Source organism: Halanaerobium saccharolyticum (assembly GCF_004362045.1).
In the GTDB taxonomy this organism is placed as follows: Bacteria; Bacillota; Halanaerobiia; order Halanaerobiales; family Halanaerobiaceae; genus Halanaerobium; species Halanaerobium saccharolyticum_C.
In genome coordinates this window covers 17,735-28,162 of the sequence record NZ_SNWX01000035.1, presented here as the reverse complement: position 1 = coordinate 28,162, position 10,428 = coordinate 17,735, and the positions used below count along the sequence as shown (strand labels likewise).

Below are 10,428 nucleotides of genomic sequence, written 5' to 3'. Positions count from 1 at the left end.
CATTTTGAATATTTTTATTATAATTAAAATTAGTGGTGATCTATTACTATTTACTTACATTTTATGGTAACTATCATATTTTATTTGACGTTATCTTCAATAGCATTATTAACTACTGATATTATTATATCAATTAAGGAGTTAAATAACAAAATAACCAAATATGAATGAAGTTTCTCTGAGGATAAATCATCTCCAATTGAAACGTTAATTTTATTCTATTTTCCACCGTGATTTCACCGCAGTGAACCTCAGCCACCGATAAATACCTCAGTAAATATACAGTAGTTTACAACTATATGGGATATTTCCAACAATAGATTGCTGTTATGAATCTGATTATCTATTCTTCTCAATATTCTACTGTAAATTCACTCATTATTTTAGATTAAGAAATTCACCAGTAATCCGCTATACAAAATTGCTATAAAGAGATAAGCAGTGGATGCAAACATAAAGGCTACAGATGCTATAAAATGTGCTCCTTTTTTTACCAGAGAGCGTGCGGCTGACAGAGCTGCAAAAGAATAGCTGTTCAGTAATTAATATCATAAATTATGGAAAATAAACTTTTAACTAAGTTACTACTTTATTAAAAAACTAATCTCGTGCGGTTCTTCTCCAAGCTTAATTCGACTGATTATCTCATATGTTTCTGTGTCAATAAGTATTGCCTCGTTATCCCGGGCATTGGTAACCACTACTTTTTTTCCATCAGGAGTAAACTCCAGATGATTTGCATATTCACCTGCTGCTATATAACGTTCAATCTGACGTGTTTCTGCATCAATAATTGCAACATTATTTGTCTTTCTGTTTGCAGTCCAAATCTTTTTGCTGTCAGGAGAAACAATTACACCATGGGTTCCTTCGCCAACTTCTATTTCATCCACAACCTTAAATTTATTTAAGTCAATTACCGAAACACTGTTTGATTCCCAGTTTGCAGTATAGGAATATCGACCATCAGGTGCAACTCTACCTTCATTTGGACCATCTCCAACCGGAATTCTTACTGTTACTTTAAAATCAGGTATTGAAATAACAGACACATCATCGGATTCCAGGTTTGTTAAAATAGCATATTTTCCTGCAGGATCAAAGTCTATGTGACTGGGACTGTCACCTATTCCATCTTCAATTACTTTAATTATTTCCTGTTGAGCAGTATCTATCACTGCCACTTCACTCTCTGAACCAGAAGCAACAAGAATGTATTTGCCATCTGGACTCATATCTATACCGTGAGCTGTACTATTAACTTCTAATGTCTTGATCAATTCATTTGAACTTAGATCAAATATCTTAATTAATCCATTTTGAAAATCACCAGTATATAGGAATCTTCCATCTGGAGTAATTTCAATACCATGTGAAGCCTCTTCTCCTACCTCAAGTGTATTTATAACCTTTTCAGCATCAATATCTATCACAGAAACAGTACCATCAGCTGCATTAGGAATATAACCAATCAATTTTTTGTTCTGATTAATATTCCATCTAAATCTATGACTCTCTTCTCGAATACCATTAATCTCTAGTTCAAGATATTCTGTTTTATCAGAATAGAATTTCTGTCCATCTATTGTAGTATTCTTGATTTTAATTAATCCAATTGGATGATGGCTGGACTCCCGTTCCCACTCCCAACTTATATTTTCCTTATTTAAATAATCCTGCTCATTTCTAATAGTAATTAATTCTTCAAAATTATTATCTAATAAATTACCACTGTGAGTCGACAGATAAACTTCAAACAATAGTTCTTCAGAGTTCATTTCAGCAGAATTAGCAAATTTAATTTCTAAACTTACCCCTTCGGCACTTGAGGTTCTTGTCCAGTCATCCGAATTTGCAGAAACGCTTATTGAAGAAATAAATACAGCCAGAAAAATAAAACCAAAAGTTATTATTTGTGTAAATTTTAATTTTTTCATTTTTTCACCCTTTTTTTTGGGAACGTATTATTTTGTTTAACCTTACAATCATTTAGCCTAATCTAATAATTTAAATGTAAGCAACTTAGTTTTATATATTACCTCATACATGTAGTGGGTATATATGTTAGCATTATTTTGAATTTGAGTTAAGTTTTTTATCTTATATTTATTTATCTACTTTTCTTTTAATACCAGAACAGCTCACCAAATAAATCAAAGAAAAAACCTTCTCAATAATTACTAGAGAAGGCCTTTTCAGATAATACCTGTATCAAATAAACATTTAAGATTATTGTAAATCTTTCTTGCGAGTTTTAAACTCTTCTCTTGTAATATTTCCTAAAGCATACTCGTGCTTTAAAATACTTAATGCTTCGCGACTACTACGATTTTTCTGTGATCTTATAAAGAACACAACACCTGTTATAATAAGACCCCAAAATAATAGAGGCATTATCCACCAAAAACCACCTAATAAACCAGAACCATATCCATTCAAACCATAACAATATCCCATTAATTAAACCCCCTTTCTTTTTTATAAATATTTTAGCTTAAAAACATTTCCTTTTTTACTCTTGATGTTCCTTGACACTAATAACTTCATCCAAATCTCCATGCCAGTTATGATACCAAACCTGGCCTGTATTAGAATTAACACTCAGCATACCGGTTGTATTATCATTAGCATCTGCTGTATGGAATGTATAATAACCCGGGAACTGATGCCCTTCATCTTCTACCATAAAATCATTTGCCTGAGCAAATTTCTCTGCGTTTTCCAGAACTTCTTGACGTGACAGGGTATTTTCTTCGAGTGGTGTACTCCAACTCCATCCCATCATATTATTCATTCCATTTTCTGTATTCCACATCATATTTGGTCCATATCCTGGATAGATCACCTTTCTATAAGGGTCAAACAATAATTCGAAAACTCCCTGATCACTATCTTTTTCTACAACTGAAATATAATATGGTGAATTGTTAAAAATGAAAATATCACTAATCTGATAATCTGAACCAAACTGTCTATCTACAAGTTCAACAGCTAAATTTTTAACTTCTTCTTCTGTCATTCCTAATGCTGAAAGACTGTAATCAATATTTCTATTAGTTCCCTGTCCATAACCTCTCATCATTCCACCATAACCCATACCTCTGCCCATCATACCCATCATGCCATAATTACCCTGGTTATTGTCTGGATAATTGTTGAAACCGTTCATCTGACCATTATAACCATTACCCATCATGTTATTACTATTAGACGAAACTGAATGTGCTCCCACCGCTGAATAGATACCAGCCACCAACAATAATGCTATTAAGACAATAAATATTTTATTTTTAAACATAATAAATTCCTCCCTAAATGTCTTTTTTAATATTTTCTAATTCTTCCTGTAACTTTACAGCTTCATAATCAAGCATTTTTGTATCTACCACCTTCATTGTTTTGTCAATCTCATCAATCTGTTTTTCTAATTCTTTTTTTCTCTTTTTCAATACCTGTATATTTTCTTCAAGATCAAGCTTTTTTTCTATATATTCTCTGGCAGCTTCCTCACTGGAAGATACCATTGATTCGGCCATTTCCTCTACTTTTTCTTTTTCCTGGAGTAATTCGTTCAGGCGTTCCTGAATTTTTGTTCTTATACTTTCCACTTTTTCTCTGCTTCTCTTTAATTCTTTAATTTTTTCTTTATATTTATTAATGCTTTTGTTTTTATTATTCGGTTTATCATCTTTTACTTCAGAATCTTGTGAAGTGTTTTCTCTGCTGTTAAAACTCGATTCTTTAATATCCATCAACTGCTCAAAAGAAAGATTGCCATTATAAGCTCTATCTTTTAGTGAATAATAACTATCTTTACCAATCCTGCCTTCAGCATATAATCTTTTTATTAAAGAAATCTTTTCCTGAGTGTCATCCGGCCGTCGATCATTATATCCTGTATTTCTGCTGTCATAGACCCGAAAAAGTTCATGGAAGCCACCACATCCCATTATTATGCATCTCCCATCTTTTTAGCTCTTAGATTAGCAAGTTCTTTTTCAATTTTTGAATCACGCTCTATTTGACTAAGAGACTTTTCAATATCATCCTCTGAATTAAGATCATTTATTAACTCACCATCAGCCACTAACTCATCAATGGCAGAAAGCTTAGCTTCTTTCTTTCGTATCTTTTCTTCAGCTCTTTTGATCTGTTCATTTAAATCAGTAATATCACTGCTGGCACCGGTAATAATCTCTTTTACTTCCAGCTGGGCATCGGCGGATTTATTTATAAAAGTCAACTCTTCTTTTTTCGTTTCCAGCTTTTTAATTTGTTCAGCCAGTGTTTTTTTATTGGATTTAATGACCTCAATCTTATTTTCTATTTTTTCTATTTCAGTTTTCAAAGTAGTCTTTTTTTCATTTAAGTCTGCCTTTTTCTCTAGAGCAGCACGTGCCAGTTCTTCTTTTTCTATATCCATAGCAGTCTGAGCCTGCTCCTGAGCAAGTTCTACCTTATCTTTAACATCTACTAGATCTTTTTCCAGACCCTTTTTGATTGTAGTTAGCTCTAATAAAGAGTTCTGAACCTGCTGTAAGTGTTCTTTCATCTCCTGCAGAGATATATCCAAAAGTTCTTCTGGATCCTCTACCTCATCCACAAATTTACTCATCTTTGCCTCAAATACTTTCTTCATCCTCTTTAATATTTTCATTTAATAACTCCTCTCTTAATTAAACATCAGTTATAAAAAAGTCACACTATTTGCTGGTTTGTTATTTTAATTGTTTAAATTCTATCTTAAATCATTTATAATATCATCTAGTTCTTTTTTAGTTATTTCCCCTTCAGCATAACGCTTTTTAGCAATCGTTTCAGCCTGATTTACCTGATAACTGGAGTTACTTCTGTTGTACCCTGAACCAGAACTGTTGATATTTCCATTGTTAAAATAATATATTACAGCAATAATGATTATTATCCAAAAAATCAAGGAAAACCCTCCTCCCATTATTCCTAAACCAAGTCTCATCACAGTATCCACTCCTTTATTTAAATACTTTATACCCTTACCGGGTAATTATATAATAACAGATAAATGTGAAGAGATTATGAATTTTAGCTTTAAACTATGAGTTATCATTAATGTTAATCTTAGCACAACTAGATTTTATAAATACACTATACCCCTATTGGGTATCTTAAGTAAAGTATAACACTCAAGATTATTTTTGTCAATAAAGCTTTCCGTTGCTTCAACTTTAAATTCTCCTTCAGTCAGGGTGCCTGTCTTATCAAACAAAACTGTATTTATCTTACAGGCATTTTCAAAAGCAGTACGATCACAAATCAGCAGTCTATTTTTAGCAGATAGAGTTGTGGAAACAGCTACCACCAGTGGAATAGCAAGACCTAAGGCATGGGGACAGGTAATAACCATCACTGTTGCCATCCGCTCTATAGAAAAAGCTAAGTCTCCGCTAATAAAGTGCCAGCTAAAAAGAGTAATTGTACCTGCACTAATAGTAAAAAAAGAGACCATCAGCTCTCACTGACAGTCCCCTGAGTTTAATCCTAAGCATTATTCCAGCCTTCCATAAATGCATCCTTCAGTTCTGAGAAAACACTCTCTGATTTAAGCCTGGTAGAATTGGCAGCAATAACTTACTTCTTTATCGCTTTCAGAGCTGCTCTATCGACCTTTGAAGCTGCCACACCGGTGACTTTAGCAGCATTCCTAGTTCCAGTAGAAGCCATCTGATTCACCTCCCTTTCATCATTTTGGACTAAGTCCAATCCCTTATCTACTCTCACCTCCTTAAATTTAGGCATAAAAAAAGAGCTGCCGGGACAGCCTCAGTTAAGAGACTATCCAGACAGCTCAGTGTCTTTAAATATTTAGTTATGCTCTAGGGGGTGGGCGTCGAACGTCGATCTGCAATTCATAATTAAGACGTGGTCCCGCTAGAAATTTTGTATAATTTTTGAGATTGCTAATAAGAAATTATTGTTTAAAAACCCTTATAATTATCCGCACCTATAGATATGTGCGGAAGTTTTTAACAGTTATCTACTGTACTGATCTGATGAGTTGACAAAAAAAGCCCATTTCTTTATTAATATTCAAAATTTTGATATAATTAAAGAAAATATTTATATAAAGGCTGGTGAGCAAAGTTATGAAAAGTATTAAAGAACTCAATTTAAATAAATTAAAGGGAAATAAGAAGTTCACAAAATCTCCTGAAGCCTGGGATGAACAGATATTTTACTTTTTACTGGTAGACAGATTTGCCGGTGAAGAAGATTACCCTCTTTATGACCAGGACAGGGACTATGAAAATGCTCTCCTGGATGAAGAAAGCAAAAACCAGTGGCGTCAAAATGGTGAAGATTGGATTGGTGGTACATTAAAAGGAATAACTAAAAAACTTGATTACTTAGACGAACTGGGGGTTAGCGTTCTCTGGATCAGTCCGATTTTAAAACAACCTGTTTTCTCCAAGAATTATCATGGATATGGGATCCAAAATTTTTTGGAGATTGATCCTCACTTCGGTAATAAAGATGACTTAAAAGAACTGGTAGAAAAAGCCCACTCCAGAGGAATCTATATTATGCTTGATGTGATTATAAATCATTCTGGTGATGTTTTTGAATATCTAAATGAAGCTCCTGTTTATACAGGTGAGCCTTATGAAGTTCAAGCTTTTAGAGATAGTAAAGGACAGCCTTCTGTTGACCCCACAAATCCTGATTATGAGAAAAACTATCCTGATGGTGGAATCTGGCCCCAAGAATTATTTGATTTAGATACATTTAACCGCAGGGGATATATCAGAAACTGGGATAATGACCCTGAATATAGAGAAGGAGACTTTTTCTCTTTGAAAAAAATTAATACCGGTCAGGGAAATTTGAATAACTATCAGGCTTCGAAAGCCTTAAAAACAATGACTGACTGTTATAAATACTGGATAGCATATGCAGATTTAGATGGTTTTAGACTGGATACAGTCAAACATTTAAGTCCAGGGGCAACCCGCTATTTCACAGCTGAAATCAAAGAATTTGCTCAGACATTAGGCAAAAAGAATTTCTATATCATTGGTGAAATTACCGGCGGTATGGAATTCGCAAAAATGGTCTGTGAGCAAACAGGACTCAATGCAGCTTTAGGAATCAATAAAATACCAGAAAATCTTGAAAATGTCGCTAAAGGATATTATTCAGCTGAAAACTATTTTTCTATTTTTACTAATTCCAGTCTGCTTAATGAAGGACAGCACCAGTGGTATCACAAAAATGTAATTACCATGTTTGATGATCATGATATGGTCTATCAGCAGCAGTCCAAAGAAAGATTTGCCGCAGATAAAAAAACAGCACCCCTGCTGAAAAATGCAATCTTCCTTAACTTCTTCACAGCCGGTATTCCCTGTGTTTATTATGGGACTGAACAGGGATTTGATGGCAGTGGTGATAATGATAAATATATCAGAGAAGCCATGTTTGGCGGTGATTTTGGGGCTTTTAGAACCCATAACAGAAGTTTTTTTGACCAGAAAAATCCAATTTATCAGGAAATGAAAAAACTGGCCAAACTCAGAAAAAAATATATTAACTTGAGAATTGGACGTCAGTATTTAAGAGAGATTTCTAACAGTAAAAATGAAAATTTCCATCTTCCAACTGCAAATGGAGGCCGCTGTACAGAAATCATAGCCTGGTCTCGCATACTCAGCCAGGAAGAACTTCTTTTAGCTATAAATTGTGAGTTAGATAGGGAACAAAATTCAAAAGTTATTGTAGATAATGAGCTCCATAATTTAGGTGATAAGTTTGTCTGCCTTTATTCATCAGATCAACAACAAATAGGCAAAGATATTGAAGTAATTAAAGGAGCTCAGGGGAATAACTGTCTGAAAATTAATTTAGCTGCTAAAGGCAGGGTTATCTACAAGTCATTATAATTAACTTAGCATATATTTTATAGTCCCGGCTAATTTGCCGGGACTTATTACTGATTAAAATGTCATAACTTTGCTTTCACTTTTAAGATAATCAGTTAAAGGTTCTCCCATATATTTAACTTCAATGCCCAGTTCTGCTAAATCATCTGCAACACCATATTGATCAGCACAGGCCTGACAGGCTTCAACTTTAATTCCTGCCTCAATGAAATCTTTAATCTGTTCCTGCAGTTCCTGATCCTCACTTAATAATTTTGAGGATGGGCCCCAGACTATAAATTTAATATCCTGCCACCATTCTCTTTTTTTAGCATTAATTGTGTACATAAAAACCATTTTTTTAGCTACTTCCTTATCTCCACTTGTCCATAAAATAACTAAACTATCTTCAGCTGCCATTTTATTCAACTCCTTATAGTAATAATAATTTAATTTTTTCGTTCTTCTAAAATTGAGCCAAGTGTTTTAGCAATTTTGTAGGCTTTAAGTTTTTTGTCTTTCTGCTCCTTAAATTTTGAAGGTAGATGCTTTTCTTCTATTTCATCTAAAAAGCCGTGTCGATCAACTACTGTTCCAGATGCACAATCAATTCCATAACCACAGCTAAAACACTGAGAGTATCCTTCAACTTGAAATGTGTCCATGATCGCCATCTGATTTGAATCCATTACCCTCTTAATGTATTTGATTACCCCAGAATTAATTTCTGGACCATCAACTGCAATTCCTACTCCCAATTTACCAGCTAGTTTATATTTTTCCAGATGTCTAAAACAGTATGTCCGCTCCAAACAGGCATGTGCAAGGGCATTAAGAGTATCATAATAATCAGGAGCTCCAAAAATAATTGCATCTGCCTTAAGCATTTTATGTCCGATTTCCTGCCAGTCATCCTCAACTTTACAGAAGCTGTCTGCAGCACATCTGGTACAGCCGATACAACCATTGATTTTTTTGCCGGCCAGAGAAACATACTCATATTCCTGGCCTGACTGCTCTAAAATATATTTAATCACATCTGAAGTAGTACCATTAGCTCTACCACTGCCGCTAATACCTAAGATCAATTTATCACTCCTCCTATTTGTTTAACTTACAAATTATTAATAATTGTCTGGGGTTCTGTCCGAGTTGTGTAATCTACATTCAGATCGACAAATTCTATTTTCCCTTCCTGATTAATAATATAGACTGCGGGCACAGGTAAAATCCACTCATCAAGTCCATTATACTCTGCAATATCAAGCCCAAAGCCCTGGTATACTTCTTTAACAGCAGCTGGAACTTTAAATAATACTTCATAATCAGCTGCAGTTTCTCCATTCTGATCACTTAAAAGTTCAAAGTCTAGTTCTTCTTTTTCCTTCTGATTTAGGGTGTTATCTGGTGTCTGCGGACTAACAGCAATTAACTGCGCACCTTTTTCTTTAATTTCAGGCAGTGCCTGTTGATAGGCTTTTAACTGCAGATTACAGTAGGGGCACCAGCCACCACGATAAAATACTAGAACTACCGGCCCTTCTTCTAATTTTTCTACTAGAGAAATTTCTTTACCAAGATGATTTTTTAATTTAAAATCTGGTGCCTGATCTCCAACATTTAGACCATCAACTTCACCTGATTCTTCAAGTTCTTGATTGGCTTTTGCAATCTTTTGCTGAATTGCTTCAGGTGTTTCATTATTTTCGCCAAGTCGATTTAATTCTTCCTGTAAATTTTTAATCATAAATTAACCTCCATTTTTTAATTGTTTTGATATATTATATGTTCAATCCTCTATTTATGTTCAGCTTCCAGTTCTATTCCCAGGCCATCAGCTGTTCTATTAACATAATTAAAATAAGAAACTACCTGATTTAAATCAAGAATATCTCTATCACTAAGCTCAAATTCTCTTAATCTATCAAGATCCTCCTTTTTCACTGAGGCTGGTTTTTTAGTTAATTTAACAGCATAATCAAGCATTTCCTTTTCTTTTTCACTAATTGGTGCTGATTTATAATCATCTAAAATACCACTTAATATTTTATCTGCCTGCTCATCATCTCTGATCAACTTTTGGAGCGCCGCTCCATGATGTGTTATTCAGTAATGACATTCATTGACGTCAGAGACAACTGTAGCTATCATTTCTCTCTGCCTGCGAGAAATATTTGATCTGCCAAACATAATAGTCTTATAGATCTTAAGATGGTCTTCTAAAAGGTCAGGACTTAAAGATTGAACTTTTAAAACATGTGCCACCTCATTTTTACCTGATCGAGTTAATTTATCATAAAGTTTAGCTAATTTACCTTCTGCCTTATCTTCATCTACCATATCTATCCATGCCATTTTGATCGCCTCCATTAGTATTATTTTCTATACTGTAACTGTAATGATAATTTGCCACCTAACCCGGAGTTGAGTTATCCGAGTTTTAGCTAAAATTTTTACCTGACTAAGTTAATATACGGCGAAAAGCTTATAGACTAATAAAACTAGCTCTAGATACCTACTTTTCGCAGTACAA

General features: G+C 34.0%; 11 protein-coding genes and 1 pseudogene. 1 reads left to right on the top strand and 11 read right to left on the bottom strand.

Annotated features, from left to right (window positions below; genetic code table 11):
• Nucleotides 1–584 precede the first annotated feature (584 nt).
• The 7 genes and pseudogenes from DFR79_RS14550 to DFR79_RS16455 form a co-directional block, all read right to left on the bottom strand.
• Nucleotides 585–1,937: a cytochrome D1 domain-containing protein gene (locus DFR79_RS14550; RefSeq protein ID WP_133516193.1), complete on the bottom strand. Its 1,353-nt coding sequence runs from the start codon at nt 1,935–1,937 to the stop codon at nt 585–587.
• A gap of 292 nt (nt 1,938–2,229) precedes the next feature.
• Nucleotides 2,230–2,457 carry an SHOCT domain-containing protein gene (locus DFR79_RS14545; protein ID WP_133516192.1) on the bottom strand — a complete coding sequence of 76 codons (228 nt, stop codon included), beginning with the start codon at nt 2,455–2,457 and terminating at the stop codon, nt 2,230–2,232.
• Nucleotides 2,458–2,512: 55 nt separating this feature from the next.
• Complete coding sequence (locus DFR79_RS14540) at nt 2,513–3,298, bottom strand: hypothetical protein (RefSeq protein WP_133516191.1); 786 nt, start codon at nt 3,296–3,298, stop codon at nt 2,513–2,515.
• Nucleotides 3,299–3,311: 13 nt separating this feature from the next.
• A complete protein-coding gene (locus DFR79_RS14535) occupies nt 3,312–3,950 on the bottom strand; it encodes a hypothetical protein (protein WP_133516190.1) in 639 nt (212 codons plus the stop codon).
• Nucleotides 3,951–3,952: 2 nt separating this feature from the next.
• The gene (locus tag DFR79_RS14530) at nt 3,953–4,657 is read right to left on the bottom strand and encodes a PspA/IM30 family protein (RefSeq protein WP_133516189.1); all 705 of its coding nucleotides are present in this window, start codon (nt 4,655–4,657) and stop codon (nt 3,953–3,955) included.
• 81 nt (nt 4,658–4,738) lie between these two features.
• Nucleotides 4,739–4,978 carry an SHOCT domain-containing protein gene (locus DFR79_RS14525; protein ID WP_133516188.1) on the bottom strand — a complete coding sequence of 80 codons (240 nt, stop codon included), beginning with the start codon at nt 4,976–4,978 and terminating at the stop codon, nt 4,739–4,741.
• Nucleotides 4,979–5,161: 183 nt separating this feature from the next.
• Nucleotides 5,162–5,482: pseudogene (locus DFR79_RS16455) on the bottom strand (heavy metal translocating P-type ATPase); the annotation flags it as partial.
• Between the two features lie 640 nt (nt 5,483–6,122).
• On the opposite strand from DFR79_RS16455, the gene DFR79_RS14515 reads away from it, so the two are divergent.
• Nucleotides 6,123–7,916 (top strand): alpha-amylase family glycosyl hydrolase, encoded by a 1,794-nt coding sequence (locus tag DFR79_RS14515; protein ID WP_133516195.1) that lies wholly within the window; start codon nt 6,123–6,125, stop codon nt 7,914–7,916.
• Between the two features lie 54 nt (nt 7,917–7,970).
• Here DFR79_RS14515 and DFR79_RS14510 read toward each other — a convergent pair whose 3' ends face one another.
• Genes DFR79_RS14510 through DFR79_RS16500 form a run of 4 tightly spaced genes read right to left on the bottom strand, consistent with a single transcriptional unit; the run spans nt 7,971 to nt 10,250 of the window.
• A complete protein-coding gene (locus tag DFR79_RS14510; protein WP_133516187.1) occupies nt 7,971–8,315 on the bottom strand; it encodes a DsrE family protein in 345 nt (114 codons plus the stop codon).
• Nucleotides 8,316–8,344: 29 nt separating this feature from the next.
• The gene (locus DFR79_RS14505) at nt 8,345–8,983 is read right to left on the bottom strand and encodes a flavodoxin family protein (RefSeq protein ID WP_133516186.1); all 639 of its coding nucleotides are present in this window, start codon (nt 8,981–8,983) and stop codon (nt 8,345–8,347) included.
• Nucleotides 8,984–9,009: 26 nt separating this feature from the next.
• Nucleotides 9,010–9,642 carry a peroxiredoxin-like family protein gene (locus tag DFR79_RS14500; protein ID WP_133516185.1) on the bottom strand — a complete coding sequence of 211 codons (633 nt, stop codon included), beginning with the start codon at nt 9,640–9,642 and terminating at the stop codon, nt 9,010–9,012.
• A 50-nt stretch (nt 9,643–9,692) separates the two neighbouring features.
• Nucleotides 9,693–10,250, bottom strand: coding sequence for a peroxidase-related enzyme (locus DFR79_RS16500; protein ID WP_347814042.1), 558 nt, complete (start codon nt 10,248–10,250; stop codon nt 9,693–9,695).
• Nucleotides 10,251–10,428 lie beyond the last annotated feature (178 nt).